Raw genomic sequence first — 25,378 nt, 5'->3', positions numbered from 1 at the left:
GATGCCTGATCAGCGACGGAACCGGCTTTTTGTTCCATCCCTCAGCGCATCGCTGCGATTCATTCGGCGCGGCGCGAGAATGGCGAGGTCAGTATCTGATACAGGATGATAGCGCCAAAGGTTGCGGTGCCGATCCCGCCGATCGTGAAGGCGCCGAATTTGAGCGTGAGATCGCCGGCGCCTGCGGTGAGCGCGACCGCGACGGTGATCAGGTTTGCCGGACTTGAGAAGTCGACCTTGTTCTCGACCCAGATCCGGCCGGCCATCGCGGCAATCAATCCGAACAGCACGATCGAGAGCCCACCGATGACGGGACCCGGGATCGAGAGGATCAGCGCGCCGAATTTCGGCGAGAAGCCGAGCACGATCGACACCAGGGCCGCAAAGGCAAACAGCAAGGTCGAATAGACCTTCGTCGCCGCCATGACGCCGATGTTTTCGGCATAGGTGGTAACGCCGGTGCCGCCGCCGAAAGCAGCCACGATGGTTGCGAGGCTGTCGGCGAGCAAGGCGCGGCCGAGATAGTCGTCAAGGCTCCGGCCCGTCATGGCGCCGACGGCCTTGATGTGACCGAGGTTCTCGGCGACGAGGATGATCGCAACCGGCGCGATCAGGACGATCGCATCGGCCTGGAAGGTCGGCGTGGTAAAACTCGGCAGTCCGATCCACGGCGCGGCCGCAAGCTGGGTGAAGTCAATCGGCTTGCCGAATCCGAGGCCGTTCGCGAACAACAGGTACAAAACATATCCGCCGATCGCGCCGAGAATGATCGGCAGGCGGCGCCATAGACCAGGTGCGGCAACGGCAACCACGCCGATGATCAGAACGGTCGCGAGCCCGATTGCTGTGTCGAACGCATTGGCGCTCACTGCCTTGACCGCCACGGGCGCGAGGTTGAGGCCGATCGCGGCGACCACGGCGCCGGTGACGGCCGGCGGCAACAGCCTCTCGATCCAGCCAACCCCCGACCACATCACGATCAGCGCGATCACGCCGTAGAGGACGCCGGCTCCGACGATGCCGCCAAGCGCAACCGACAGGTTCGGGTTCGGCCCGTGCCCAACGTAGCCGGTGGCGGCGATCACGACCGCGATGAACGCGAAGCTCGAGCCGAGATAGCTCGGCACGCGCCCCGCGACGATGATGAAGAAGATCAGCGTGCCGATGCCGGAAAACAGCACGGCAACATTGGGATCGAACCCCATCAGCAGCGGCGCGATGATCGTGGAGCCCGACATCGCGACGCAATGCTGGAGACCGGAGACGACGGTCTGGCCAAGCGGCAGCCGCTCCTCGGGCATGATCACGCCGGAGGACTTCAGAGTCCAACGAGGGAAATAGCCTTGCGCTCGCTCATCTGAGCCCGTTGCAATCGGCATGTTCCCCCCAGTTGCGGTGCAGCGACCGATCTTCGTGCGAACAGACAAAAATGTGATTGTCGCTTCTGCGGCGGCCATCACATGATGCAAATCAAACAAGATCAATACGTTCCGGGGCCTATTCTATGACACAGATTGCGATCCAGCCAGCCATCCACCGCCGGCACCAGCCCTGGTACAAGATCCTCTACATCCAGGTGCTGATCGCGATCGCACTCGGGGTGCTCGTCGGCTATTTCTATCCCGATCTCGGCAAGGCCCTGAAGCCGCTCGGCGACGGTTTCATCGCGCTGATCAAGATGATGATCGCGCCGGTGATCTTCTGCACGGTGGTGCACGGCATCTCCTCGATGGGCGACCTCAAGCGCGTCGGCCGGGTCGGGCTGAAGTCACTGATCTATTTCGAAACAGTCTCGACCGTCGCGCTCGCGGTCGGCCTGCTGGTCGGCGAGGTGCTCCAGCCCGGCCACGGCTTCAACATCGATCCCGCCACGATCGACCCGAAATCGGTGGCAACCTACGTCACCAAGGCCAAGGAAGAAGGCATCGTCGCCCATCTGTTGGCGATCATTCCCGACAGCTATCTGGGCGCCATCGCGCGCGGCGATCTGTTGCAGGTGCTGTTGATCTCGATCCTGTCGGGCTTCGCCATCGCGTTCCTCGGCAAGGCCGGCGAGCCCATTGCGGAGGCGATCGACAAGGCCGCGAAGATGTTCTTCGGCATCATCCGCATCATCGTGCGCGTCGCCCCGATCGGGGCGTTCGGCGCAATGGCCTTCACCGTCGGGGCTTACGGCCTCGGTTCGCTGCTCAACCTCGCGGCCCTGATCGGCACGTTCTATCTCACCAGCATCCTGTTCGTTGTGGTCGTGCTCGGCGCAATCGCGCGGCTCGCCGGCTTCTCGATCCTGCGTTTCATCGCCTACATCAAGGACGAGCTGCTGATCGTGCTCGGCACCTCGTCATCAGAGACGGTGCTGCCGCAGATGATCCAGAAGATGGAGCATCTCGGCGCCTCGCGTTCGGTGGTCGGGCTCGTCATTCCGACCGGTTACAGCTTCAACCTCGACGGCACCAACATCTACATGACGCTGGCGACGCTGTTCCTGGCGCAGGCGACCAATACCCATCTGACCATCTGGCAGGAGCTCGGCATTCTCGGCATCGCCATGATCACCTCGAAGGGCGCCTCGGGCGTGACCGGGGCGGGCTTCATCACGCTCGCAGCAACGCTCTCGATCGTGCCTGACATCCCGATCCAATCGATCGCGATCCTGGTCGGCATCGACAAGTTCATGAGCGAGTGCCGCGCGCTGACCAATCTGATCGGCAATGGCGTCGCCTGCGTCGTCATCAGCATCTCCGAGGGCGAGCTCGACCGCGATGCGCTGCACGAGACCATGGCCCATCCGCTGGAGATGGGTGAGGCGCTTGAACCGGGCGGCAGCGCCGCCTCCTAGGCCGCGCGCAGGTTGGCGGAGCCCGGTTCCAACGCGGTAGTTTCCCGGAGTGGTCAATTGGCGCGCCGCGAGTCACAACTATCGCGTTGGGATCACGGATTGATACTCATGTTTTCCACCCGACGCGCTGGGGGCAGGGCGTCGGGTTTTTGAAAATCACTGCAAGGGGCGACGCGCCGGGACCGGCGCGCCGTCGACGGCCTGGATTGGCATCGTCGTTCCTGCGGCTGGACGCCGGGCTTCAGTCCACATCGGCAGACGCCGTTAGCCTTTGAGCGCGGTGACCACGACCTCGATCTGCGCGCTGCCGCCGAGATCGGCAACGCCGACGGTGGCACGGGTCGGCAGATTGTCGCCGAAGAACTCGGTCCAGACCGCGTCCATCTCCTTCTTCTTCGAAAGATCCGTGACGAAGATCGAGGTGCTCACGACGCGCGACTTGTCGGTGCCCGCTTCCTTCAGATAGCCGGCGATCTTGCCGAGGATGTTGCGGGTCTGCTCGCCCATCGACACCGAAGTGTCGTCGGCGATGGTGCCGCCAATGAAGACGAACCCGTTGGCTTCGACGGCGCGGTGCATGATGGGGGTGCGGATGCTGCGGCTAATGCTCATGATGTCCTCTTGATGCTAGAGCGTGGAAGGATGGAAACGGTCGATGCCGAGATCGCCGATGCGGGTTTGGGTGCCGCCGTTGACGATCAGCTCCGCCATGACGGCGCCCGCGCCGGGGCCGAGCTGGAAACCGTGCAGCGAGAAGCCGAACTGGTGATAGAGGCCCTTGTGGCGGCTGCTCGGTCCGAACACCGGGATGTCGTCCTTCATCTTCGCCTCGATACCGGCCCAGGCCCGCATGATCGTCGCGTCGCGCATCACCGGGAACAGCTCGAACACTGTGCGGGCGCTGGTCGCGAGGCTCTTCCAGTCCAGCACCGTCTCGTTTCGATCCTGATAGGGCGTGGCCAGATGGCCGCCGCCGATCAGCACCGTGCCGTTCTTGAATTGCTTGAAGGACAGTTTGCGCCCCCGCAGGATCACGACGGGATCGATGAAGTGCGGCACGCGCGAGGTGATCATCAGCATCGGCGCCACGGTCTCGACCGGAACGGGCTCACCGAGCGCGGCTGCGATGGTCCCGGCCCAGGCGCCGGCGGCGTTCACGAGCACCGGCGCGGCAAAGCTCTCAGCGCCGACATCGACATGCCAGAGGCCATCGGTGTACCTGATGTTCGTGGCGGCAATGCCCTCGCGCACGGTCGCACCGAGCTGCCCGGCCTTGCGCCGGAACGCCGTCGTCGTCTGCGCCGGATTGGCCGCGCCGTCGCGGCGCGAGACCACGCCGCCGGGACAGGTCTCGGCGACCGCAGGCACGAGGCGCCGCAGCTCGGCCGCATCGATCAGCTCCTCGTGGGTGAAGCCGAGCGCGTTGAGCTCGGCCACACGTGCACGGCAGACCGCGAGTTCCTCCTCGTTCTCTGCGACGAGAACCTGACCATAGCTCTCAAAGCTGCAATCGTCGTCGAGGAGGTCGGTGATCTTCTCCCAGATTCCCATCGAGCGGATCGAAAGCGGGATTTCCGGGATGTGCCGCGCAAGCTGGCGCACGCCTCCGGCATTGACGCCGGAGGCGTGGCGGCCGGCATAATCCTTCTCGATCAGCACCGGCTTCAGGCCGGCGAGACACAGATGCAGCGCAGTCGAGCATCCGTGGATGCCGCCGCCGACGACGATCGCATCCACGTTTTTCGTCATCCGCGCACCACCGCCTTGATGTCGTCTTCGCTCTTCGGAACCGCGGCAAGCTCGGCGAGCGTGATCGGCTTGACCGGCGCGCGCAGCCGGTAATAGCCGATCTCCTGCGGGCTCTTGCCCCGCGCCTGCGCCATCAGCTCGGTCACGGTGAGGCCGCAGAGCCGGCCCTGGCACGGACCCATGCCGGTGCGGCGATAGGCCTTGAGCTGGTTCGGCCCGGTCGCGCCGATCGCGACGGCGTCGAGAATATCCTTGGCAGTGACCTCCTCGCAGCGACAGACGATGGTGTCGCCCGCGGGAATGCGAAACTGCGGCGCCGGACGGAACAGCTTATCGAGGAAAACGCGGCCACGGTCGGCCTTGGCGAGATCTGCGCGGAGGCCCGCCATTGCCGGGAGCTTTGCGGCAGCCGCAGGCGCCAACGCCTCCACGGCCGCGCGTGCCGCGATGCGGCCGCGCACCACGGCTGCGTTCGCACCGCCGATGCCGGCGCCGTCGCCAGCAATCGCAATGCCGGCGACCGATGAATTTCCGCTGGCATCGAGCACCGGAGACCAGCACAATTGCAAATCGTCCCAGCGGTGCTCGATTCCGGCCGCCATCGCCAGATTGACGTTGGGCACGACGCCCTGATGCAGCAGCAAGAGATCCGCAGGTATGGTCTCGCGCTTGCCGCCGGCGACATAGCTCACGCTCGCGATCTGGCCGTCGCCGGATGCCGAAAGTTCGGTGACGCCGGAGACGACCTGCACCTTCGCCTTCACCTCGCGCATCATTGACAGGCCCTTGGTGAAATAGGGCGAGGTCAGAAACGCGAAGGCGTGGGGAAGAGCCGCAAAATAATTGCCGCGCTCGGTGGTGTCGAGAATGCGATCGATGCGGCCGCCGAGACGCAAAATCTGCGCGGCGAGCAGCCAGAGCAACGGCCCCTGCCCCGCGATCACCGTGCGGCCGTCCGGCACCAGGGCCGATGATTTCAACATCGTCTGCGCCGCGCCCGCGGTCATCACGCCCGGCAGCGTCCAGCCCGGAATCGGGAACGGCCGTTCCAGCGCACCGGTCGCGAGGATCACCCGCTTCGCATTGACGAACGCAGAGGCGCCGCCGACCGAGACGGCGATATCAAGATTGCGGTCGAGGCTCCAGACGGTGGCACGGTGGATGACCTCGGCGTCGCTCGCGCGCAGCGCCTGCACGAGATCGGCGCCGACCCAGTAGCCTGCGCCCAGCTGATTGCGCTCGGTCACCGGCGTCGAGGCGATGGCGCGGAACACCTGGCCGCCGGGCCCGACATTCTCGTCAAGCAGCAGCGTCGACAGGCCGGCTTCGGCGGACGCCGTAGCAGCGGCGAGGCCGGCGGGGCCGGCACCGATCACTACGACATCGTATTCTTCGCGCTTGGGAGCCACAGTCATTTTCCGATCTCCCGCTTGCCCTTCTGAATCTCGATCTGCATGCCCTCAGTGACTGGCACCAGGCAGCCCTGCCGGTTGCCGACGCCATCGATGGTGACGAGGCAATCGAAGCACACGCCCATCATGCAATAGGGCAGACGCAGCGCGCCGCTCACCGCGGTCGAACGGCGCGCATCGCAGTTCGAGGCCAGCAGTGCCGCGGAGACGGTGTCGCCCTGCCGCGCCGCGACGGCGACGCCATCGACGAAGATTTGCACCGGCGGCCGCTTGTCCTGTGCGGATCGTTTGAACATCTGGGTTCCTTCAATGTCCTTAGTAGCCGCTGTTGTTCGCAGCACCGGCGGCGCCAAAACGGCTAGCCGAGAACGCGCCGACCAGCTCCGGCTCGAGCGCGCCCTGCGCGACCATCCGCGCGATCTCGAAAGCGTGGTTGGAGGCGAGCGTCACGCCGGAATGGCAGCAGGCGACGAAGGCGCCGGGATGCGTCTCCGACTGGTCGTAGATCGGAAAGCCGTCCTGCGGCATGACGCGGATGCCGGCCCAGCTCCTGACCACGTTGAGCCGCGCGAGATGCGGAAACATCCGCTGGGCGCGATCGGTCATCACGGCGCTGATCGAATGCTTCATCGCGCGATCGTCGAGCTCGTCTTCCTTGCTGTCGCCGATCATCACCGTACCTTCGTCGGTCTGGCGGATCGTGGTCAGCGGATGCGGCAGGAACGGCATGGTGCGTTCGGTCACCACGATCTGGCCACGGGTCGGGCCCATCGGGGCGTAGAGACTGACCATCGGCGCCAGCGTCTGGTTGGCATTGCCGGCGGCGAGCACGACCTTGGCGGCACGGAGCTCGCCCTGCGGCGTGGTCAGGCGGAATTCGTCGCCACTCTTGCTGATCGCCGAGACCGGACGCTCCGGAAGATAATCGATGCCGAATGCCTTGAAGCCGGTGTGGAACGCTCGGAACGTGCGCAGCGAATTGACGTGACCGTCGAGAGGACAATAACTGCCGCCCGAGACCTCGGGCCCGATCAGCGGCAGCGCCTTCTTCACCTCGGATGCCGACAGCATCTCCATCTTGTAGTCGGCGGCGCCAGTCTGGTTGTGCATGCGCTTGACCAGCTCGGCGCGCTGGCCGAATTCGTCTTCGCCGAGCGTGAGATGAAAGCCGCCATTCTGCTGAAGAGAGACATCCAGGCCGGTCTGCTGCTTCAGCTCGGACGCGAGCCGGCTCCATGCCTGTGACGCCTGCACGGTCCACACCGTATAGGCCGGCATGCCGAGACCCTTGCTCTGCACCCACACCAGCGCAAAGTTGGCACGCGAGGCACGCTTGGTGATGTCGCCTTCGTCGAGCACAGCGACGCGCTTGCCGAGCCGGCCGAGGCCCCAAGCGATGGCGGAGCCGAGCAATCCGCCGCCGACGACGGCGACGTCGTAATCTGTTCGCATGGATTTCTCCTATCGCCCTGTATCGCCCTTGCCGGCGAGCACGCGGTCGAGCCCGTAGAAGCGGTCGAGCAGAATGAGGGCGGTCATGGTGATCGCGATCACGCAGGCCGAGACCGACGTCACCAGCGGATCGATGTTGTCCTGGATGTACAGAAACATTCGCACCGGCAGCGTCTCGGTACCGGGTGCCGCGAGGAAGACGGTCATGGTGAGGTCGTCGAAGGACTGGATGAAGGCGAGCGCCCAGCCGCTGATGACACCGGGCAGGATCAACGGCAGAGTCACGCGACGGAACAGCGTCCAGCCGCCGGCGCCGAGCGAGACCGCCGCCATCTCGACCGAGAGGTCCATGCCGGTTGCGGCGGCGAGCGTCAGCCGCAGCGCGAACGGAAACACGATGATGACATGCGCGATGATCAGCGCGGCGAAGCTGCCGCCGAGGCCAGCCGAGGTGAAGAAGCGCAGGAAGGCGATGCCGAGCACGACATGCGGGATCATCAGTGGCGACAGGAACAATGCCGCCAATGTGTCACGACCGCGGAACCGATAGCGCGCGATCGCCAGCGCGGCAGGCACCGCGAACAGCAGCGCCACGAAGGAGGACAGTGCGCCAAGGCCAAGACTGACCCAGAAAGCATGGACGAATTCGGGATAGTTGGCGATCGCCCTGAACCAGCGCAACGAAAAGCCGTTTGTCGGCAGCGACAGGAAGCCTTCAGGCGTGAACGCAACGAGGCAGACGACGAGGATCGGCGCCACCATGACGATGACAAAGATGGTGTGGAAGATCAGCGCGAGCGGCCCGTTCCGGCTCATCGGAACACCTCCGCGTAACGACGCTCGATCAGTGCGTTGCTGCCGACGACGATCAAGACCAGCGCGGCCAGCAGCAGCGTGGCGACCGCCGCACCCAGCGGCCAGTTCAGCGTGTTGAGGAATTCGTCATAGGCGAGCGTCGCCGCGACCTTGAGCCTGCGGCCGCCGATGATCGCGGGCGTCGCAAACGCACTGGCCGAGAGCGAAAACACGATGATCGCCCCCGACAGCACACCCGGCATGATCTGCGGCATGATGATGCGGCGGATGATGGTCACAGGGCCGGCGCCGAGCGACATCGCGGCATTCTCGATCTGCGGATCGAGACGCTGCAGCGCCGCCCACACCGACAGCACCATGAACGGCATCATCACATGCGCAAGCGCGACCACCATGCCGGTTTCGGTGAACATGAAGGGGATAGGCGCGCGGATCACCCCGGCCGACATCAGCAGCTTGTTGACGAGCCCGTTGTTGCCGCCGAACAGCAGCGCCCAGCCGAGCGTCCGCGCCACCACGGAAATCAGCAGCGGCCCCAGGATGACCAGCAGGAAAACGCTCTTCCAGCGGCCGCTCATGCGGTTGAGGATGTAGGCTTCGGGCGCACCAAGCACGGCGGTGAGCAGCGTGGTCAGGATCGCGATGCGAAACGTCCGCCAGAACATCTCGGCGTAATAGGGATCGGTTACGATCTCATGCCAGTTCTTGAGGATGAAGACCGACTCGATGCCCTTGTACTGGCCCCAGTCGTGGAACGACAGCATCACAGTCATGGCCAGCGGGATCAGGAGCACACCGACGAACAGCATCAAAGCGGGCGCGGTCAGCGCCCAGGGCGTGCGTGCGTTTCGTTCCTCGGCGGAAGCGCTCATGCGACGCCCCTCACGCCCATGTCCTCCGGCCGCCAAGTGAGGTGAACTGCCTCGCCTTCGACCGGCTGCGACTGGCCGTCATTCTGGCGGATCACGGTCGCCGGGCCACATTCGCTCTCGCACTGGAACAGCCAGTGATTACCCTGGAAGATGCGCGTGACGATCTTTGCGCTGAGGCCTGCGTCGCCAAAGTCGATCCGCTCGGGGCGAATGCTGATGGTGACGGCACCGCTGCGCCCGGCAGGCGCGGGCGCGCTCCACGAGCCCGCGATCAATCGCGCAGGCGCACTCGTTCGATCGATCGTCGCGGCAAAGTCGTTGGTCTTGCCCAAAAACTGCGAGACGAAGGCCGAGGCCGGCTTCTCATAGGTCTCCTGCGGCGTGCCGATCTGCTCGATCCGGCCCTGGCTCATCACCACGATGCGGTCGGACAGCGACATCGCCTCGTTCTGGTCGTGGGTGACGAGGATCGTGGTGGTGCCGATGGTGCGCTGGATCTGGCGCAGCTCGATCTGCATCTCCTCGCGCAGCTTGGCGTCGAGATTGGATAGCGGCTCGTCGAGCAGCAGCACGCTCGGCTTGATCACCAGCGCGCGCGCCAGCGCCACGCGCTGTTGCTGGCCGCCGGACATGCGGCGCGGATGACGCTCCTCGTAGCCGGCAAGCCCGACCATCGCAAGCGCGGCGCGGACACGCTCGGTCCGTTCACCGCGCGGCACATTGCGCATCTCGAGGCCGAAGGCGACATTCTCGGCCGCGGTCATGTGCGGAAACAGCGCGTAGCTCTGGAATACGATCCCGAGCCCGCGTTTGGCCGGATGGATCGCGGTCAGGTCCTTGCCTTCCAGCCGGATTGCGCCGCGGGTGGGGTCGAGGAAGCCCGCGATCATCTGCAGCGTCGTGGTCTTGCCGCAGCCGGAGGGGCCGAGGAAGGAGATGAACTCCCCCTTCCCGACCGCGAGACTGAAGTCATCGACGACAGTCTGCGCTCCGAATTGCTTGGCGACCCCTTCGAGCTCGAGATAGGCCATCGCACTGTCTCCGGTATGACCGATCAGCGCTCGACCTCGCGATTCCAGCGCTTGGTCCATTCCTCGCGCTTCTCGTTGATGACGGTCCAGTCCGGATTGTACAGCTTTGCGGCACGCTCGCCGATCGGCGCCATCTTGCCGAGCTCGGGCGGGATCACCAGCGATTTCAGCACTGGGCCATAGCCATAGTCCTTCAGCAAAACCAGCTGGGTTTTCGGGTCGAGCAGCTTCTTGATGAAGCTCGCCGCGAGCGGCGAGACATTCGGCTTGGTGATGGGACAGGCGGTGGTCAGCAATGTCGCGGCGCCTTCCTTGGGATAGACGAAGTCGACGGGGAAGCCGGTATTGGCAAAGCTCTGCACGCGGCCCGTGCCCCACACCGCGATCACGGCCTGGCCGGACTGGAACAGCTCGGTCATCTTGCCCGGCGACGGCTCATAGGCGAGCACGTTCGGATTGATCTGCTCCTTGAAGATCTTGAAGCCGGAATCGACATTGGACTCGCCGCCGCCGTTCATCTTCGACAGCATCACCAGCGCTTCGAGGCCATAGGTGTTGTTGATCGGCGGGATCACGAGCTGCTTGGCGTATTTCGTGTCCTTCAAATCGTTCCAGGAGCTCGGCGGCGCCCAGCCCTTCTCTGCAAACACCTTGGTGTTGTACATCAGGCCGGTCGCGACGATGCCGATTGCGACCGCGTGATCGTCCTTGAAGCGCGCGGTGTCGTAGAGATCGGCCGGCAGTCCGTCGAGCTTGCCGCAGAAGCCGAGCTGGATCGCCTGGTACATCGGGCCGTCGTCGACGATGGCGACGTCGATCTGCTGGTTGCCCTTTTGCGCCTGTAGCTTTGCCAGCGTGTCGGTGGAGTTGCCGGCGACGTACTCGACCTTGACGCCGTTCTCCTTCTCGAAGGTCGGGATCACCTCGTCGCGGATGGTCTTTTCGAACGAGCCGCCATAGCCGGCGACATAGAGCGTCTTTTGCTGGGCCGTGGCGACCGACGGGGCGGCGATGAGAGCCGCGATGCTGACCGCTGTCAGAAGGCGAAAAGTCTTCATGTGGTCCGATCTCCATACCGGGATGAGGTGACGTGCCGACGAGTCTCGTTGGCTGAACCTTCCGCATTTCCTTCCGCGCAAATCCCTCTCCGACCAGGGCTCCGGCCCCTGGTGGACGGGTTTTGGCGCGATCCGGAGGTTTGAACCCCTCCAATCTGCCGAAAAAGCGGGCCGTCTCCAGCTCTGATGAAAAAGATCGCAAACTCTGGCTTCCATCGTCCAATGAATAATGGCAGCCTCTGCATGCCGAAATGTTATGAATGGAAATCGGGATGGCGCGGATCAATTCGCGGCAGGTGGAGGCCTTCCGAGCGACGATGCTGACCGGCAGCGTGACCGAGGCGGCGGCGCTGATGACCGTGACGCAGCCGGCGGTCAGCCGGTTGCTGCGCGACCTCCAGGCGCTGTTGAAGATGGAGTTGTTCGAACGGCGCGGCACCGGCCTGGTGCCGACCGCTGCGGCAATGGCACTCTACACCGAAGTCGAGCGCTCCTTCGTCGGCCTCGAACGCATCACCGCGGCAGCCGAGGAAATACGCGGCCGCCGCACCGGCTCACTGCGGATCGCAGCACTTCCAGCGCTGTCGAATGGCTATCTGCCCCGACTGGCCGGGCATTTTCTGAAAGAGCGGCCCAACCTCAACCTCGCCTTCTTCGGTGTGATCTCGCCGATCGTGGTCGACTGGGTGCTGAACAATCAATGCGACATCGGCTTTGCCGAGGTGCCGATCGCGCATTCCGGCCTTCCGAGCCAGAAGCTGCCGGCGCCGGCGCGCGTTGCCGTGCTGCCGACAGGTCATCGCCTCGCGGAAAAGGAAGTTTTGGAGCCGCACGACTTCGAGGGCGAGACCTTCATCTCGTTATCAGCGGGCTCGTCGAGCCGTCATCTCGTCGATCAGATATTCCACCGTCACGATGTCCGCCGCGTGCTGCGGGTGGAGACCGCGCTGTCCGAGATCATGTGCGGCATGGTGTCGTCGGGGCTCGGGGTCGCGATCTGCGATCCCTTCACCGCGCAGGAATTTTCCACCCGCGGCGTCGTCGTGCGCCGCTTTCTGCCGCGCATCGATTTCGAATTCTCGGCGGTCTTTCCGGCGCAGCGCAGCCCCTCGCCGGTGGCGCTGGATCTGGTCGAGACCATGCGCAAGTCGCTCGCGGAATTCGAGGAGGCAGCTCTCAGCCGTTGAACGCCGCCTGCGCCTCCGGCAGGTCCCAGATCTTGCCGATCGCAGCCGTCCCCGCCGCCGTGATCGCCGCTTCGTCGGCGCCAAGATAGCGGCCGGCATCGACCAGCATACGGCCGTCGACCATGACCTGATCGATATTGGCGCGATTGGCGAGCGCGATCAGCGCGCGGCGCGGGTCGAACAGCGGCTGAAGATGCGGATGGGTGAGATCGACGATGGTGAGGTCGGCGGTCGCGCCGGGCTCGATGCGGCCGAGGTCAGGTCGCTTGATGACATCGGCGGCGATCGCCGTGTTCGCCTCGATCAACTCGGGCGAGTTCGCGACATCGGCGCGCGCTGAGGTGATCTTGGAGATCAACGAGGCGGCATTGAGCTCGCCGAGCAGGTCCATGTTGTAGCCGTCGGTGCCGACCACGGTGCGAACGCCGTGCTCCGCAAACCGGCTGAACGCGGCGGTGACGCCGGCGCGCGCGAACACGCGCGGGCAGTTGAGAACCGTCATGCCGCGCGCGGCCATCAGCCTGAGATCGTCGTCGGTGCTGAACATGCAGTGCGCCGCCATCAGATCGGGCGCCAGCAGGCCGAGCCAGTCGAGATATTGCGCCGGCGTGCGGCCGCCATAGCGCTTGCCGATGGTTTCGACCTCGGCGCGGCTCTGCGCCATATGCATCGTGATGGGCACGCCAAGCTCGCGCGCCCGCGCGGCACAGGCCTTCAACAAATCGGGGCCGCAGGTGTCGGTGGCGTGTGGGCTCATCGCAAGGCCGATGCGGCCGTCGCCGCGATTGTTCCAGCGCTGGTAGAGCGAATCCCAGGTCGCCATGTCGGCGGTGCCGTCATCGCCGGAGTAGCGAACCACGCCGTCGGGACCGGCCTTGGCGTCGGACGTCGAGAACAGATAGGGCGCACCGTAGAAGCGGATGCCCATCTCTTCCGCCGCGCCGAACATCTCCGGGATCGAATTGCGGAACGGCTCCATCACCGTGGTGGCGCCGCCCTTCAGGAGTTGAAGAATGCCGAGCCGCGCGACCGCCATGCGCTCTTCCGCCGACAAGATATCAGCGCCGCGCTTGGTCAGCGGCAAAAGCACCGTGTAGACGATGCTCTGGTTGTTCTTGCGGCCATTGCCGTCCTCGGTGTGGCTGCGCGCCACCGCTTCCGAGAAGCAGTGATTGTGTAGGTTGAGGAGGCCGGGCAGAACGAAACGGCCGGGGCGGTCATGCACCTCGTCCGCGCGCGGCTTATCGCGCGTGACCGCGGCGATCGTCTTGCCTTCGATCAGCACCCAGTGGTCGCGCAACACGTCCTGCGCGCCGTCCTTGCGTGACAGCACATAGCTGCCGAAAATTGCTGAGGTGCTCATGCGGGGCGTACGTTCCAGAAGACGGCGGTGCCGTCGAGAATGCCGGTGATGGCTTTGCGATAGGCGGTCGGCTGCTTGTACAGGCCGATCGGAATATAGGGGATTTCCTGGAAGGCCACCGCCTGGATCTCACGGCAGATGCGCTGCTGCTCCGCGAGCTCGGAGGCCGCGAGCCATTGGCTGCGCAAGGCTCCCATCTTCTCGCTCGCATACCAGCCGGCGACCTTGCCCTCACCCCGGATGTTGGTGTTGCCGGCCGGATTGAGCCAGTCGATGCCCTGCCAGTTGCCCACTGCGGCGCTCCAGCCGCCCTGCGGAAGCGGATCTTTCTTGAGCTGGCGCTGCAACACCACGGCGAAATCGAGCCCGGCATATTCGACGTTCATGCCCGCCTTGCGCAAGGAGTCGACGGCGATCTCGCCAAGCGGCTTCTGCGCCAGCGAGTTGGTGGGCACGAGCACCACGATCTTCTCACCATTGTAGCCCGCGGCCTTGAGATCGGCCTTCACCTTGGCGTAGTCACGCGGGCCGCGGAACACGTCGAGGCCGACCTCGCTCGCCATCGGCGTATTCGGCGCGAAATAGCCGATCGGGGAGACCTGGAAGTTCGGATCGGTACCGGCCACCGCGGTCATGAAGGCGGATTGATCGATCGCCCCCAGGAGCGCGCGGCGAACGGCAGGGTTGTCGAACGGCGGCTGAAGATGATTGAGGCGCAGCATGCAGGCATAACCCCGGGGATCGAGGATGCGCGTCTCGATGTCGCCGGCAGCCTTGATGATCGGCAGCAGGTCGTGCGGCGTGGTCTCCTGCCAGTCCTGCTCGCCGGTCTGCAGCGCGGCGACGCCGGTACCGGCATCCGGCGTGGTGGTCCAGACCACCCGATCGTAATGCACGATCTTCGGACCCGCGGTCCAATCCGGCTTGCCGTCGCTGCGCGGCTGATAGCGCTCGAACCTGGCATAGGCATTGCGCGCACCCTGCACGCGCTCGTCGGCGAGATAGCGGAACGGACCGCTGCCGATCACTTCGGTCAGGGGCTTGAACGGATCCTGGCTCGCCAACCGCTCCGGCATCATGAAGCACGCATTGATCGCGGCCTTGCCGAGCGCCTGCGGCAGTAGCGGGAACGGACGCTTGAGGCGGAAGCGGATGGTGCGGTCGTCAGTGGCCGACAGTTCGTCAGTCGCCTCCATCAGCTCACCGCCAAAGCCGTCGCGTGCGGCCCAGCGGCGGATGCTCGCGACGCAGTCGCGGGCAAGCACGCGCTCGCCGTCGTGCCAGAACAGGCCGTCGCGCAAGCTGAGGTCCCATTGCAGCCCATCACCGGAGACGACATGGCCCGACAGCATCTGCGGCGAGACCTGGAGCGAAGAGCTGATGCCATAGAGCGTGTCGTAGACCATGAAGCCATGGTTTCGCGACACCTGTGCCGTCGAATAGATGGGATCGACGAAGGCGAGGTCGATGACGGGAATGAAGCGCAGCGTGGTCTGGGATTCGGCGCGCAGGATGCCCGGGAATGACAGCGCCGGCACAGCGGCTGCGGCCTTGAGGAGCGAACGGCGAGAGAGGGGCATTACAAGAGGCTCCTGAAGGATCTTACGTGTTCAGCAAGACGGCACCGATCGCAGCGGCCACCGCCTGCTGCGCCGGCTCGACCACGGGAACGCCGATGGCATCCGCAATCGCCGCGCGATGCGAGGCCATGCCGGCGCATCCCATCACCACGACATCGGCACGGCATTGCGAGACCAGCGCGCGGCCGGCTTCGATCAATCGTCCCCGGATGTCCGCGCCTGCCGTCTCCGCCGCGCTCGCGCCGACCGACCAGCTGCCGGCATAGCGGCTATCGACGCCCATCAATCGCACCATCCGCTGCTGACGGCGGATGCTCGACGGCGACAGCGCGATAATTCCAAAACGTTCACCCAGCATCAGCGCGCGAAAGATGCCGCACTCGGCGATGCCCATCACCGGGCGCCCGCCAGCGGCCTCGCGCACCGCATGCAGGCCGGGATCGCTGAAGCAGGCGAGCACGAAAGCATCCGCATCGTCGCGCGTGACGCGGTTGACCAGCGGCATCACAACGCTGTCGGCATCGCGCTGCGAGCTGATGCCGGGCGGCCCCTCGGCAAGGCCGACGACCTCGATTTCAGGCCCGCCGGCGATGCGCAGCGGCGCGACCGCGTCATCGATCGCCGCAGTCACCGACGCGGAGGAGTTGGGGTTGATGACAAGGATGCGGGTCATGACCTAGCTCAATTTTTGCCGGCCTCGTGGCGCAGGAAGTTGGCCGCGATCTTCTCGCCGGTCGTGATCCAGACATCCGGGCACGACTTTGCGTAAGTCAGGAACTCACGCAGCAGGCGCAGCCGCATCGGTCGGCCGCTGCATTGCGGATGCAGCACGGTCGTCACCATCGCGCCCCAGTCGCGGACTTCGTCGAGCTCGTCCTTCCAGATCGAAAGCACATGCTCCTTCGGGAAAATCGAGCGCGGACTGAAGCGCGCGGACAGGCCGTGCATCCAGTCGTCATAGCTTGCGGTCACCGGCAGCTCGATCGTGCCGGGCTTGCCGTCGGCGAGACGATGCCGATAGGGCCGCACGTCGTCGCGAAACGAGGAGGTGTAGACGATGCCGTGGCGCACCAGCGCCACTCGCAGCTCCTCGGTGAACTCGCCGTAAGGCGCGCGATAGCCGGTCGGCTTGACGCCAAGCCGGCGCTTGAGCGCATCAAAGCCGCGCTCCAGCTCCTCCTCGATCCAGGGATCGCCGGGATCCGGAAGGAGATGGTGATAGCCGTGGTGGCCGATCTCGTGGCCGGCCTTGAGAATGGACTCGGCCATCGCCGGATGCGCGTCGACCGACCATCCCGTGACGAAGAAGGTCGCCTTGAGATCAAGCTGGTCGAGCAGCTCCAGGAGTTTCGGCGTGCCGACGCGCGCCTCATAGCCGCCATAGCTCATGGTGATGAGCCGCTGCGCGTGCAACGCGTCCTTGCTGGTCCAGGCGCTCTCCGCGTCGACGTCGAACGACAGGAACATCGCCGAGTTGTACGGCTTCGGCCAGGGGTATTCCGGCGCAGGATCCGCGGTGTTGGCCGGAACGAGCGGAATGCTCTGGAGCGCCTTACTGTCCAGCATTGATGGTCGCCTTTTCGAGTGCGTTGTCGGTCAGTTTCCACTTGGCAAGCAGCGTACGATAGGTGCCGTCCGCGATCAGCGCATCGACCGCCTCCAACATGGCTTGCTGCAGCGCCTTTTCCTTGACCGGCAGAGCGATGCCGGTGAATTGCTGCGCGATGGGCTCGCCCACAGTCGCATAGGTGCCGGGCTCGAGGTCCATGATGTAGGGCAGCGTCTCGTTGCCCTGGGCGGCGGCATCGATGCGGCCCTGCCTGAGCTGGGTGCGGGCGTCGGCCGAGCCGTCGGTGCCGACGAACTGGATCGGATTGGTGCCGCAATTCTTCTCGCTCCAGGCCGCGATCTGCGCCGGGAACATGGTACGGCGGCTGGCGCCGACCTTCTTGCCGCAGAGCGCGGCTGCGTCCTTGAACTCCGCCTTGCGCGACTGCTGCACGAAGAACTGCGGACCGCTGCGCAAATAATCGACGAAAGACGCGATCTCGTGGCGGCTGGCATAGTCCGTGAAGCCGGACAGGATGGCGTCCACCCGCCCGGTCGAGATCGACGGCATGAACTCGGCAAAGCTGGTCTCCTGCCATTCGATCTTGACGCCGAGCTTGCGGCCGATGGCCTCGCCGAGATCGATGTCAAAACCGGACAACGCGTTGGTGGCGGGATCTCGGAACTCCATCGGTGGATAGTTCGGCACCAGCGCGACCTTGATGCTGCCGCGCTTGGCGATCTCCGCCGGCAGCTCGACTGCCATGACCGGAGCGCTCATGGCGCCAACGAGTGCCGCCGTAACCAGAAGTCTCTTCATCGATACGCCCCCATGCTAGATCACTGCCGAAAGAAATGCCTTGGTACGCTCCTCGCGCGGCGCGCCCAAGACATCGGATGCACGCCCCTGCTCGACGATCGCGCCCTGGTCCATGTAGACGACGCGGTCGGCGACCTCGCGCGCGAAGCCGAGTTCGTGCGTCACGACCATCATGGTCATGCCGCTCCGCGCCAGCTCCTTCATGACCGCCAAGACCTCGCCGACGAGCTCGGGATCGAGCGCGCTGGTCGGCTCGTCGAACAGCAACAGCATCGGCTTCATGGCAAGCGCGCGGGCAATCGCGACCCGCTGCTGCTGGCCGCCGGAGAGCTGGGCGGGATACGAGTCCGCTTTGGCCGACAATCCGACGCGCCGCAGCAGCTCGATCGCCTCCGCACGCACCTCGTCGGGTTTTCGGCCCTGCACCTGGAGCGGACCTTCGGTGATGTTTTCGAGCGCGGTCTTGTGCGGAAACAGGTTGAAGCGCTGGAACACCATGCCGGTTTTCAGCCGCTGCCGCCCGATTTCGCGCTCGGTGAGGCGATGCAGCCGCCCGCCCTGCTCGCGCACGCCCAAGAGCTCGCCATCGAGCCAGATGCCGCCACTGTCGATCGCGGCGAGCTGGTTGATGCAGCGGAGCAGTGTGGTCTTGCCGGAACCGGAAGCTCCGATCAGACACATCACCTCGCCGGGCCGGATGTCGAGCGAGACATTTTTGAGAGCCTGAAACTCGCCAAAACTCTTGCTGACGGAGCGGATCGCGACGAGGGGTTTTGTCATCGTGCGAGCCGCAATGTGCCACGCGCAAAACGGCGCTCGAGCAGCATCTGGAGCGGCGTCAGGACCGAGACGACGAGGAGGTACCAGAGCCCGGCCACGATCAGGAGTTCGATCACGCGCGAATTGGCGTAGTAGATGTTTTCGGCGTTGTGCAGCAGTTCCGGATACTGGATGACGCTGGCGAGCGAGGTCGCCTTCACCATGCCGATGAACTCGTTGCCGAGCGGCGGGATCACCACCCGCATCGCCTGCGGCAAGACGATGCGGCGCAGCGCTCGCAAGCGTCCCATGCCGATCGCCTGCGCCGCCTCATATTGCCCGATATCGACCGACAGCATGCCGGCGCGCATCACTTCCGACGTATAGGCGCCCTGGTTGATGCCGAGCCCAAGCAGCGCGGCAAGGAACGGCGTCATGACGTCGACGGCGCGCGCGCTCCAAAGGCCGGGAATGCCGATGGTCGGAAACACCAGCGCGAGATTGAACCACAGCAGCAGTTGCAGGATCAGCGGTGTGCCGCGGAAAAACCAGGTGTAGCCAGCTGCGACGGTCTTCAGCACCGGATTGGGCGAAAGCCGCATGATCGCGACCACCACGCCGAGGAAGATGCCGAGCGCCATCGCCAGCACCGCCATCACCATGGTGTTGACGATGCCTTCCAGGATCACCTTTACGGTCAGGAAGCGGCTGACATAGGACCATTCGATCTGGCCGCTGGCAAAGGCGCGAACGATCAATGCAAGCACAGCAACTATCAGCGCTGCGCTGATCCAGCGAAACCAATGCGGCTTGCGCGCGATCCGCATTCCCGACAGATCGGGAAAACCCTCCGCGAGTGCCGGTGCCGTCTTCATTGCGGCGCTGCGTTCAGCATGGGCTGGGCGACCGCGTTGGCGCCGAGACCCCATTTGTCGAGGACAGCCTTGTAGGAACCGTCGGCGATCATCGCGCTGAGCTTCTCGGTCACCACCTCACGAAGCGCCGCATCGTCCTTGCGGAACATGATGCCCTGATATCCTTTGGCAAAGGGCTCGCCGATCACGCGGTATTTGCCGGATTCTTGCGTCTGCGCATAAGGCAGCGTCTCGCTGCCCTGCACGGCGGCGTCGATGCGGCCCTGCTTGAGCTGGTTGCGAACGTCGATCGAGTTCTCGCCCGGCACGTACTGGATCGCCGGCTTCCCGGCCGGCTCGCAATTCTGCTTGCTCCACTTCTCGATCTCGACCGGAAAGCTGGTGCTGCGGGTGGTCCCGACCTTCCTGCCGCAGAGATCTGTCGCAGCCTTGGCTTCGTTCTCCGCCATCACGAAGAACTGCGGGCCGGTCCCGAGGTAATCGACGAAATCCGCGGTCTCGCGCCGCGAGGCGCGATCGGAGATACCGGAGATGATGAAATCGGCGCGCTTGGTCTGGAGCGAGGGGATCAACTCGGCGAACGGCGTCTCGCTCCAGACGATCTTCACGCCGAGCCGCTTGGCGAGCTCGTTCGCCAGATCGACGTCGAGCCCGACCAGCTCATTCGTCGCAGGATCGCGGTATTCCATCGGCGCGTAAGTGGAGTTGACCGTGAGCTTCAACGCGCCCGCCTGCTTGATCTCCGCCGGAAGCTCCGCCGCCCGCGCGGACGTCACGGCCGCCAACGCTGCGATTCCGAAGAAATACGAGAAGCGTGTCATATCGGCTCCTTTGCCAACGTTGTTGGAACGTCCTGTCAGTCTGCGTCGAGAACCGCGGGTTCGATCACGCCGGCGCGTTCGGTGATCACCCTGTATTGCTCCGGCCGCCGGTGCGCAGCGAAGTTGAACATCTTATCCTTGCCCTGGCGGCAGAGATCGAGATCGATGTCGGCGACGATCACCTCGTCAGTCAGCGTTGCGGCCTGCGCGACAATGCGGCCATTGGGATCGACGATGCAGGAGCCGCCGATCAGCCCGGAGCCGTCCTCCTCGCCTGCCTTCGCCACCGAGATCGCCCAGGTCGCGTTCATGTAGGCGTTGGCCTGCGTCACCAGCGTGGAGTGGAAGGTGCGCAAGGAGGCATCTTCCGTGCTGCCGCCATTGGGATCATAGGCCGCCGAATTGTAACCGATGCAGACGAGCTCGACGCCCTGCAGGCCAAGCACGCGCCAGGATTCCGGCCAGCGGCGATCGTTGCAGATCATCATGCCCATGATGGCGTGGGCCCAGGCCGATCCGGAGCGGAAGGCCGGAAAACCGAGGTCGCCATATTCGAAGTAGCGCTTCTCGAGCTGTTGGTAGCGCGCACCTTGTCGCGGCTCGACCGAGCCCGGCAGATGCACCTTACGATACCGGCCGAGCAGCTCGCCGTCGCGATCGACCAGGATGGCGCAATTGTAGCGGCGTCCATCCGGCGTCAGTTCGGCATAGCCGACATAGAAGCCGACGCGCAGCGCACGCGCACGGTCGAACAAGGCGGCGACGTTCGGGTTCGGCATGCCGCGTTCGAAATAATGGTCGAGCGCCTCGCCTTCGAGCAGCCAGCGGGGAAAGAATGTGGTGAAGGCAAGCTCGGGAAACACCACAAGGCTGGCGCCGCGGCCGGCGGCCTCCTCCAGCAGCGCAAGCATCCGCGACAGCGTATGCTCGCGCGTATCGGCTTTTTGCGTCGGCCCCATCTGTGCGGCGGCGGCGCGAAGGACACGAACCAAGATTGCCTCCAATCTGTGCGCAGTGGCGCCTCAATGGGCGGATGAACCCTTTGATGCGACGTGCAAATCCGCTGCCATTACGCGGAAGCGGGGCTGCAAAATCAATTCGTTCTGCTATGATGTTTTGGCCCAGAGTATAATCGGCAGTGATATGAACCTGCGCCAGCTCGAGATTCTCCGCGCCGTCATCCGCCACCGCACCACGGTTGCGGCCGCCGACGAACTGGCGCTGTCGCAGCCTGCAGTCAGCAATGCGCTGAAGACGATGGAGGCGCAGGCGGGTTTTGCGCTGTTCGAACGCGTCAACAACCGGCTGTTTCCGACCACGGAAGCGATGGCGCTCTACAAGGAGAGCGAAGCTATCTTCGCGTTGCACGCAAAGCTCGAGAGCCGCGTGCGCGATCTGCGCGAGAACCGCTCCGGGCATCTCGCGCTGGTCGCGACGCCGCCGCTCGCCTACAGCATCATCCCCTCGGCGCTGTCAGGCTTTCTGCGCCGCCGCCCGGAAACGCGGGTGTTCTTCGACGTGCGGCGCTATGAGGGCATCATCGAAGGTGTGCTCAACCGCGTCGCCGAGCTCGGCTTCGCGCTCGGGCTGACACATCATCCGGGCATCGCCCATGAGGTGGTGCACACCGGCGAGATGGTGTGCGTGCTGCCGCCGCAGCACCCGCTCGCCGACCGGCCGGTGATCTCGGCCGCGGATCTGTCCGGCCTGCCCTTCATCGGGCTCGAGCGCGGCACGCGACTCGGTGAAGCTGTGCGTGACAGTTTCGCCCGCGCCGGCGCGCCGTTCCAGCCGACTGTCGAGGTACGCTACTGCAACACGGCCTGCGTGCTCGCCGCCGCCGGCGTGGGCGCCGCGGTGGTCGATCCCTTCTCGCCGCGGCAGAACGGCGGGACCGGCCTCGTCGTGCGGCCGTTCGCGCCGACGACGCACGCGGTCGCCTATATGCTATGGTCGGAAGCCGAGCCGCTGTCGCGCCTGGCCAAGGCGTTTCTCGACGAGGTCCGGAAAGAGAGTGCGCTGCTGGAGCGCGCAGTGCCACACCAGCAACATGGGGCAGGAAGCGACCAGGCTTGACCTTTACCCGAGGGCACATGGCACGCATCACCATCATCGAGACCGGGCAGGTCCCACAAAAATATCGCGAGCGCCACGGTTCGTTCCCGGACATGTTCGAGCGCATGGTCCGCGCCGAGGATCCGACAGCGACGATCGACATCGTCAGCATTCCGAGCGGCGATGCGCTTCCCGACCCGAGCAATTTGGAGGCCGTGCTGATCACCGGCGCGGCCGCCGGCGTCTATGACGGGCTCGACTGGATCGCGCCGCTGGAAGATTTCGTGCGCAAGGCCTACGCCAACAGGACACCGATGGTCGGCGTCTGCTTCGGTCATCAATTGATCGCGCAGGCGCTCGGAGGCACCGTGCGCAAGTCGGAGAAGGGCTGGGGCATCGGCCGGCACGTCTATCAGGTGCTGCCGGACAACGGCGTCGTTGACGGCGGAGTGGTCGCCATCGCCTGCTCGCATCAGGACCAGGTGATTGAGCCGCCGAACGATGCGCTGACGATCCTCTCCTCCGATTTCACCCCGCATGCCGGCTTGCTCTACGCCAACGGCGCGACGCTCACCCTGCAGCCGCATCCGGAATTCGACGTTGAGTTTGCGCAAGTGTGCTGCGAGCTGCGCGTCGGCAAGGCGCCGGACGCGGTCGTTGCCACTGCGAGGGAGTCACTGGCGAAGCCGATGGATCACGCCAAGCTTGGTGGCGCGATTACGAGATTTTTGGCGCACAAATCCATCCCCTCATCCTGAGGAGCGCGCGCTCGCGCGCGTCTCGAAGGATAGAGGCCCGGATGCTGCAGCAATCCGGGCCTGCATGGTTCGAGACGCCGCTTCGCGGCTCCTCACCATGAGGGGAGAGAGTTGTTTGCAAGGCTCAGAACGGATCCGTCCCCAACCCCACCACATCCGCAGGCCTCGGCCCGGGCGCTGGCCAGTGAAACCGCCGGTCCTTCTCCGCAATCACGACGTCGTTGATCGAGGCCTCGCGCCGCCGCATCAGGCCGTGCTCGTCGAACTCCCACTGCTCGTTGCCGTAGGAGCGATACCACTGGCCGCTCGCATCGTGCCATTCGTACTGGAAGCGCACGGCGATGCGGTTTTCGTCGAACGCCCAGAGGTCCTTGATCAGGCGGTAGTCGTGCTCCTTCTCCCATTTGCGGGTGAGGAACGCGACGATGGCTTCGCGCCCCTGAAAAACCTCGGAGCGATTGCGCCAGCGGCTGTCCTCGGTATAGGCCAGCGAGACGCGCACCGGGTCGCGCGAATTCCAGGCATCCTCGGCCATGCGGGCCTTTTGCGCTGCGGTCTCACGGGTGAAGGGCGGAAGCGGCGGGCGCGACATGATGGCCTCATCTGTTGGCGGAAGTGCAATCTATCGCCGCGCGCGCGGGAGTCGAGAGGTCGTCCGCTATCGCCCGATCACGAAATCAGATCAGCCTTCATCAAGGCGCGGATCGACTTCGGGATCGGCTGGGCGCGGCCACCGCTGATGAAGGCGACACGCACCTCGGCTTTCACCAGCACGTTCTCGGCCCGCCGCACCTCCTGCGCCAGCATGATGGAGGCGCCCTTCACCGCGACCGGCCAAGTCACGACGTCGAGCACGTCGTCCATCCGCGCGGGCTTGAGGAAATCGAGATGCATCGAACGCACCACGAAGGCGAAGCTTGCGTCTTCCGCCTCGGCCTGCTCGAACAATGCCTGCTGCTCGGCGCCCATCAGTCGCAGATGATTGGTCCGTCCACGCTCCATGAAGCGCAGATAGTTGGCGTGATAGACGATGCCGGAAAACACTGGTTTGACGATGTCGCAACAGACGCCTAGCGGGTTGCTTTCATTGGGTCGCTGGACGGCTGAGCATTGCGCCCGCAGCTCAGCTGGATAGAACGTCGCCCTCCGAAGGCGAAGGCCACACGTTCGAATCGTGTCGGGTGTGCCACTTCACTTGAGTCCGTTCCGAAGGTCGGCCACATCGGTGTAGATGTCACAGATTGCGGCATCGACATCGGCGTCAATTTGGGCGATCGGCGCTGACCTGAAGGTCCACGATGAGGCCAAAGTGATCGCTCAGCCAAACACCCTCGACTGGCCTGTCGAAGGCAAGGTGCGCAGCTTCGACCAGCGCGCGGGCCTTGGGATGAGCGTCCCAGCTTCCGATGAAAACATAATCGAAGCGGCCGCGATGACGCGGTTGCCGCACAATCTGCTCCATGCCGGCGCAGGCGTGCGGGTTATTGACCGTCCAGGTGTATCCGGGCCCTTCGCCAGCAATGGCCCAAGCTGGTGATAGAGCACGCTGCGCCCTTTCAGCGACTGCCGTCCGGTAAGCTAGCGAATGCTTGCGGCTTCATTGAAATCACCCGCGATGATGGTCGGAAGGTCACGCCGGTGCCGCGCATCGAGATCCGTGGCGGGAACCGGCTGGCCAAACAACCAGGAAGTGTGCCAGTATTTCAATATAACAGCGCACTTACGCATCGCCGCCAACATGTACGCATTGGTTTTTGGAGGTGGCGGCGACGCGTCGCTCGGTTTTCTACCGACGCGCAAGGACGCATCGGAGAATACCGGCGAGTGCGCCAGGGGAACCCCTGAACCCGGCGCGCCCCAAGAGGGGGCGCGCTTCAACCGTGCCGAGTGAACCGTCCGTGGCCATCTATCACCTGCACGTCAAGAACAACAGCCGGCGGGACGGCCGGTCGGCCGTCGCCGCAGCCGCGGCGTATCGGGCCGGAGAAACCCTGCCGAACGAGGCTGAAGAAAAGGACAGTGCCTTCGCCGGAAAACGTGACGTGGTGTTCAGCGAAATCCGGCTGCCGCCGAATGCGCCGGCCTGGATGTCCGACCGGGCCAAACTCTGGAACGCGGTCGAGGCGGCCGAGAAGCGGAAGGACGCCCGTCTCGCCAGGGAGATCGAATTCTCGCTGCCGCGAGAATTCTTGCTTAGCCTTGCTATGGCGTTTTGGGTGCTTGGCTACCTCTTCGCGCGGGGCACGCTGACTTTCGGAAAGGCGCCGGCAACTTCTATCGCTCCTTGGGTCGTACGTTCGCAGAGCCACCAAAAAGCGTCAGCTCAAGATCAGGTCGGAGCATCTTTCTTCAGAGGTGTTCCAACGTAGATCAGGCACCGCCC

27 protein-coding genes and 1 tRNA gene are annotated in these 25,378 nt (G+C 64.7%); 7 read left to right on the top strand and 21 right to left on the bottom strand.

Annotated features, from left to right (window positions below):
- Positions 1-59: 59 nt before the first annotated feature.
- Positions 60-1,379 carry a solute carrier family 23 protein gene (locus ABIC03_RS38015; RefSeq protein ID WP_354065894.1) on the bottom strand — a complete coding sequence of 440 codons (1,320 nt, stop codon included), beginning with the start codon at positions 1,377-1,379 and terminating at the stop codon, positions 60-62.
- A gap of 125 nt (positions 1,380-1,504) precedes the next feature.
- Here ABIC03_RS38015 and ABIC03_RS38010 point away from each other — a divergent pair, with 125 nt between their 5' ends.
- The gene (locus ABIC03_RS38010) at positions 1,505-2,839 is read left to right on the top strand and encodes a dicarboxylate/amino acid:cation symporter (protein ID WP_354065892.1); all 1,335 of its coding nucleotides are present in this window, start codon (positions 1,505-1,507) and stop codon (positions 2,837-2,839) included.
- A 264-nt stretch (positions 2,840-3,103) separates the two neighbouring features.
- Here ABIC03_RS38010 and ABIC03_RS38005 read toward each other — a convergent pair whose 3' ends face one another.
- Genes ABIC03_RS38005 through ABIC03_RS37965 form a run of 9 tightly spaced genes read right to left on the bottom strand, consistent with a single transcriptional unit; the run spans position 3,104 to position 11,229 of the window.
- Positions 3,104-3,451, bottom strand: a complete 348-nt coding sequence (locus ABIC03_RS38005; protein ID WP_354065890.1) for a RidA family protein — start codon at positions 3,449-3,451, stop codon at positions 3,104-3,106.
- A gap of 15 nt (positions 3,452-3,466) precedes the next feature.
- On the bottom strand, positions 3,467-4,588 hold the full coding sequence (locus ABIC03_RS38000; protein ID WP_354065888.1) for an NAD(P)/FAD-dependent oxidoreductase: 1,122 nt from the start codon (positions 4,586-4,588) through the stop codon (positions 3,467-3,469).
- Positions 4,585-6,003 carry an FAD/NAD(P)-dependent oxidoreductase gene (locus ABIC03_RS37995; RefSeq protein ID WP_354065886.1) on the bottom strand — a complete coding sequence of 473 codons (1,419 nt, stop codon included), beginning with the start codon at positions 6,001-6,003 and terminating at the stop codon, positions 4,585-4,587. Before ABIC03_RS37995 ends, ABIC03_RS38000 begins: the two co-directional genes overlap by 4 nt.
- Entirely contained in the window at positions 6,000-6,296 is a 297-nt protein-coding gene (locus ABIC03_RS37990; protein WP_354065884.1) for a (2Fe-2S)-binding protein, read from the bottom strand. Before ABIC03_RS37990 ends, ABIC03_RS37995 begins: the two co-directional genes overlap by 4 nt.
- 19 nt (positions 6,297-6,315) lie before the next feature.
- Positions 6,316-7,452, bottom strand: a complete 1,137-nt coding sequence (locus ABIC03_RS37985) for an NAD(P)/FAD-dependent oxidoreductase (protein WP_354065882.1) — start codon at positions 7,450-7,452, stop codon at positions 6,316-6,318.
- A gap of 9 nt (positions 7,453-7,461) precedes the next feature.
- On the bottom strand, positions 7,462-8,268 hold the full coding sequence (locus tag ABIC03_RS37980) for an ABC transporter permease (RefSeq protein ID WP_354065880.1): 807 nt from the start codon (positions 8,266-8,268) through the stop codon (positions 7,462-7,464).
- Complete coding sequence (locus tag ABIC03_RS37975) at positions 8,265-9,140, bottom strand: ABC transporter permease (RefSeq protein WP_354065878.1); 876 nt, start codon at positions 9,138-9,140, stop codon at positions 8,265-8,267. The genes ABIC03_RS37980 and ABIC03_RS37975 overlap by 4 nt, the downstream gene beginning before the upstream one ends.
- A complete protein-coding gene (locus ABIC03_RS37970; RefSeq protein WP_354065876.1) occupies positions 9,137-10,171 on the bottom strand; it encodes an ABC transporter ATP-binding protein in 1,035 nt (344 codons plus the stop codon). The genes ABIC03_RS37975 and ABIC03_RS37970 overlap by 4 nt, the downstream gene beginning before the upstream one ends.
- A gap of 23 nt (positions 10,172-10,194) precedes the next feature.
- Positions 10,195-11,229, bottom strand: coding sequence for an ABC transporter substrate-binding protein (locus tag ABIC03_RS37965; protein ID WP_354065874.1), 1,035 nt, complete (start codon positions 11,227-11,229; stop codon positions 10,195-10,197).
- Positions 11,230-11,501: 272 nt separating this feature from the next.
- Between ABIC03_RS37965 and ABIC03_RS37960 the strand changes: the two genes are divergently transcribed.
- A complete protein-coding gene (locus tag ABIC03_RS37960) occupies positions 11,502-12,416 on the top strand; it encodes a LysR substrate-binding domain-containing protein (protein ID WP_275169640.1) in 915 nt (304 codons plus the stop codon).
- Here ABIC03_RS37960 and ABIC03_RS37955 read toward each other — a convergent pair.
- The 9 genes from ABIC03_RS37955 to ABIC03_RS37915 are packed head-to-tail and all read right to left on the bottom strand — an operon-like array spanning position 12,406 to position 21,174.
- Entirely contained in the window at positions 12,406-13,779 is a 1,374-nt protein-coding gene (locus ABIC03_RS37955; RefSeq protein WP_354065872.1) for an amidohydrolase family protein, read from the bottom strand. The two genes, ABIC03_RS37960 and ABIC03_RS37955, sit on opposite strands and share 11 nt — an antisense overlap.
- Positions 13,776-15,359, bottom strand: coding sequence for an ABC transporter substrate-binding protein (locus tag ABIC03_RS37950; protein ID WP_354065870.1), 1,584 nt, complete (start codon positions 15,357-15,359; stop codon positions 13,776-13,778). The genes ABIC03_RS37955 and ABIC03_RS37950 overlap by 4 nt, the downstream gene beginning before the upstream one ends.
- Positions 15,360-15,381: 22 nt before the next feature.
- Positions 15,382-16,032, bottom strand: a complete 651-nt coding sequence (locus tag ABIC03_RS37945) for an aspartate/glutamate racemase family protein (protein WP_354065868.1) — start codon at positions 16,030-16,032, stop codon at positions 15,382-15,384.
- 8 nt (positions 16,033-16,040) lie between these two features.
- Positions 16,041-16,925, bottom strand: coding sequence for a polysaccharide deacetylase family protein (locus ABIC03_RS37940; RefSeq protein ID WP_354065866.1), 885 nt, complete (start codon positions 16,923-16,925; stop codon positions 16,041-16,043).
- A complete protein-coding gene (locus tag ABIC03_RS37935) occupies positions 16,912-17,727 on the bottom strand; it encodes an ABC transporter substrate-binding protein (RefSeq protein ID WP_026232589.1) in 816 nt (271 codons plus the stop codon). The genes ABIC03_RS37940 and ABIC03_RS37935 overlap by 14 nt, the downstream gene beginning before the upstream one ends.
- A gap of 15 nt (positions 17,728-17,742) precedes the next feature.
- Positions 17,743-18,507, bottom strand: coding sequence for an amino acid ABC transporter ATP-binding protein (locus ABIC03_RS37930; protein WP_354065865.1), 765 nt, complete (start codon positions 18,505-18,507; stop codon positions 17,743-17,745).
- The gene (locus ABIC03_RS37925) at positions 18,504-19,361 is read right to left on the bottom strand and encodes an amino acid ABC transporter permease (RefSeq protein WP_354065863.1); all 858 of its coding nucleotides are present in this window, start codon (positions 19,359-19,361) and stop codon (positions 18,504-18,506) included. The genes ABIC03_RS37930 and ABIC03_RS37925 overlap by 4 nt, the downstream gene beginning before the upstream one ends.
- A complete protein-coding gene (locus ABIC03_RS37920) occupies positions 19,358-20,182 on the bottom strand; it encodes an ABC transporter substrate-binding protein (RefSeq protein WP_354065861.1) in 825 nt (274 codons plus the stop codon). Before ABIC03_RS37920 ends, ABIC03_RS37925 begins: the two co-directional genes overlap by 4 nt.
- Positions 20,183-20,217: 35 nt before the next feature.
- Entirely contained in the window at positions 20,218-21,174 is a 957-nt protein-coding gene (locus ABIC03_RS37915) for an N-carbamoyl-D-amino-acid hydrolase (protein WP_007596405.1), read from the bottom strand.
- 151 nt (positions 21,175-21,325) lie between these two features.
- Here ABIC03_RS37915 and ABIC03_RS37910 point away from each other — a divergent pair, with 151 nt between their 5' ends.
- Positions 21,326-22,258 carry a LysR family transcriptional regulator gene (locus tag ABIC03_RS37910; RefSeq protein ID WP_275169649.1) on the top strand — a complete coding sequence of 311 codons (933 nt, stop codon included), beginning with the start codon at positions 21,326-21,328 and terminating at the stop codon, positions 22,256-22,258.
- A gap of 17 nt (positions 22,259-22,275) precedes the next feature.
- Entirely contained in the window at positions 22,276-22,995 is a 720-nt protein-coding gene (locus ABIC03_RS37905; RefSeq protein ID WP_275169650.1) for a type 1 glutamine amidotransferase, read from the top strand.
- Positions 22,996-23,119: 124 nt separating this feature from the next.
- Here the strand turns inward: ABIC03_RS37905 and ABIC03_RS37900 are convergent, their stop codons facing one another.
- Positions 23,120-23,587, bottom strand: coding sequence for a nuclear transport factor 2 family protein (locus tag ABIC03_RS37900; RefSeq protein ID WP_354065858.1), 468 nt, complete (start codon positions 23,585-23,587; stop codon positions 23,120-23,122).
- A 77-nt stretch (positions 23,588-23,664) separates the two neighbouring features.
- On the bottom strand, positions 23,665-24,117 hold the full coding sequence (locus ABIC03_RS37895) for a YbgC/FadM family acyl-CoA thioesterase (protein ID WP_354065965.1): 453 nt from the start codon (positions 24,115-24,117) through the stop codon (positions 23,665-23,667).
- Here ABIC03_RS37895 and ABIC03_RS37890 point away from each other — a divergent pair.
- The 3 genes from ABIC03_RS37890 to ABIC03_RS37880 all read left to right on the top strand — a co-directional run bounded on the left by ABIC03_RS37890 (position 24,108) and on the right by ABIC03_RS37880 (position 25,364).
- Positions 24,108-24,184: transfer RNA gene (locus tag ABIC03_RS37890), tRNA-Arg, on the top strand. The two genes, ABIC03_RS37895 and ABIC03_RS37890, sit on opposite strands and share 10 nt — an antisense overlap.
- 42 nt (positions 24,185-24,226) lie before the next feature.
- On the top strand, positions 24,227-24,532 hold the full coding sequence (locus tag ABIC03_RS37885) for a hypothetical protein (RefSeq protein ID WP_354065856.1): 306 nt from the start codon (positions 24,227-24,229) through the stop codon (positions 24,530-24,532).
- A 361-nt stretch (positions 24,533-24,893) separates the two neighbouring features.
- Entirely contained in the window at positions 24,894-25,364 is a 471-nt protein-coding gene (locus ABIC03_RS37880; protein WP_354065854.1) for a MobA/MobL family protein, read from the top strand.
- Positions 25,365-25,378 lie beyond the last annotated feature (14 nt).

It is taken from the genome of Bradyrhizobium sp. RT6a (genome assembly GCF_040547675.1).
In the GTDB taxonomy this organism is placed as follows: domain Bacteria; phylum Pseudomonadota; class Alphaproteobacteria; order Rhizobiales; family Xanthobacteraceae; genus Bradyrhizobium.
This window is presented reverse-complemented; position numbering and strand designations above follow the sequence as displayed.

Excerpts from the sequence above, each read along its gene's own strand:
- ABIC03_RS38015 (WP_354065894.1), bottom strand. The coding sequence starts at position 1,379 with ATGCCGATTGCAACGGGCTCAGATGAGCGAGCGCAAGGCTATTTCCCT.
- ABIC03_RS38010 (WP_354065892.1), top strand. The coding sequence starts at position 1,505 with ATGACACAGATTGCGATCCAGCCAGCCATCCACCGCCGGCACCAGCCC.
- ABIC03_RS38005 (WP_354065890.1), bottom strand. The coding sequence starts at position 3,451 with ATGAGCATTAGCCGCAGCATCCGCACCCCCATCATGCACCGCGCCGTC.
- ABIC03_RS38000 (WP_354065888.1), bottom strand. The coding sequence starts at position 4,588 with ATGACGAAAAACGTGGATGCGATCGTCGTCGGCGGCGGCATCCACGGA.
- ABIC03_RS37995 (WP_354065886.1), bottom strand. The coding sequence starts at position 6,003 with ATGACTGTGGCTCCCAAGCGCGAAGAATACGATGTCGTAGTGATCGGT.
- ABIC03_RS37990 (WP_354065884.1), bottom strand. The coding sequence starts at position 6,296 with ATGTTCAAACGATCCGCACAGGACAAGCGGCCGCCGGTGCAAATCTTC.
- ABIC03_RS37985 (WP_354065882.1), bottom strand. The coding sequence starts at position 7,452 with ATGCGAACAGATTACGACGTCGCCGTCGTCGGCGGCGGATTGCTCGGC.
- ABIC03_RS37980 (WP_354065880.1), bottom strand. The coding sequence starts at position 8,268 with ATGAGCCGGAACGGGCCGCTCGCGCTGATCTTCCACACCATCTTTGTC.
- ABIC03_RS37975 (WP_354065878.1), bottom strand. The coding sequence starts at position 9,140 with ATGAGCGCTTCCGCCGAGGAACGAAACGCACGCACGCCCTGGGCGCTG.
- ABIC03_RS37970 (WP_354065876.1), bottom strand. The coding sequence starts at position 10,171 with ATGGCCTATCTCGAGCTCGAAGGGGTCGCCAAGCAATTCGGAGCGCAG.
- ABIC03_RS37965 (WP_354065874.1), bottom strand. The coding sequence starts at position 11,229 with ATGAAGACTTTTCGCCTTCTGACAGCGGTCAGCATCGCGGCTCTCATC.
- ABIC03_RS37960 (WP_275169640.1), top strand. The coding sequence starts at position 11,502 with ATGGCGCGGATCAATTCGCGGCAGGTGGAGGCCTTCCGAGCGACGATG.
- ABIC03_RS37955 (WP_354065872.1), bottom strand. The coding sequence starts at position 13,779 with ATGAGCACCTCAGCAATTTTCGGCAGCTATGTGCTGTCACGCAAGGAC.
- ABIC03_RS37950 (WP_354065870.1), bottom strand. The coding sequence starts at position 15,359 with ATGCCCCTCTCTCGCCGTTCGCTCCTCAAGGCCGCAGCCGCTGTGCCG.
- ABIC03_RS37945 (WP_354065868.1), bottom strand. The coding sequence starts at position 16,032 with ATGACCCGCATCCTTGTCATCAACCCCAACTCCTCCGCGTCGGTGACT.
- ABIC03_RS37940 (WP_354065866.1), bottom strand. The coding sequence starts at position 16,925 with ATGCTGGACAGTAAGGCGCTCCAGAGCATTCCGCTCGTTCCGGCCAAC.
- ABIC03_RS37935 (WP_026232589.1), bottom strand. The coding sequence starts at position 17,727 with ATGAAGAGACTTCTGGTTACGGCGGCACTCGTTGGCGCCATGAGCGCT.
- ABIC03_RS37930 (WP_354065865.1), bottom strand. The coding sequence starts at position 18,507 with ATGACAAAACCCCTCGTCGCGATCCGCTCCGTCAGCAAGAGTTTTGGC.
- ABIC03_RS37925 (WP_354065863.1), bottom strand. The coding sequence starts at position 19,361 with ATGAAGACGGCACCGGCACTCGCGGAGGGTTTTCCCGATCTGTCGGGA.
- ABIC03_RS37920 (WP_354065861.1), bottom strand. The coding sequence starts at position 20,182 with ATGACACGCTTCTCGTATTTCTTCGGAATCGCAGCGTTGGCGGCCGTG.
- ABIC03_RS37910 (WP_275169649.1), top strand. The coding sequence starts at position 21,326 with ATGAACCTGCGCCAGCTCGAGATTCTCCGCGCCGTCATCCGCCACCGC.
- ABIC03_RS37905 (WP_275169650.1), top strand. The coding sequence starts at position 22,276 with ATGGCACGCATCACCATCATCGAGACCGGGCAGGTCCCACAAAAATAT.
- ABIC03_RS37900 (WP_354065858.1), bottom strand. The coding sequence starts at position 23,587 with ATGTCGCGCCCGCCGCTTCCGCCCTTCACCCGTGAGACCGCAGCGCAA.
- ABIC03_RS37885 (WP_354065856.1), top strand. The coding sequence starts at position 24,227 with ATGTCACAGATTGCGGCATCGACATCGGCGTCAATTTGGGCGATCGGC.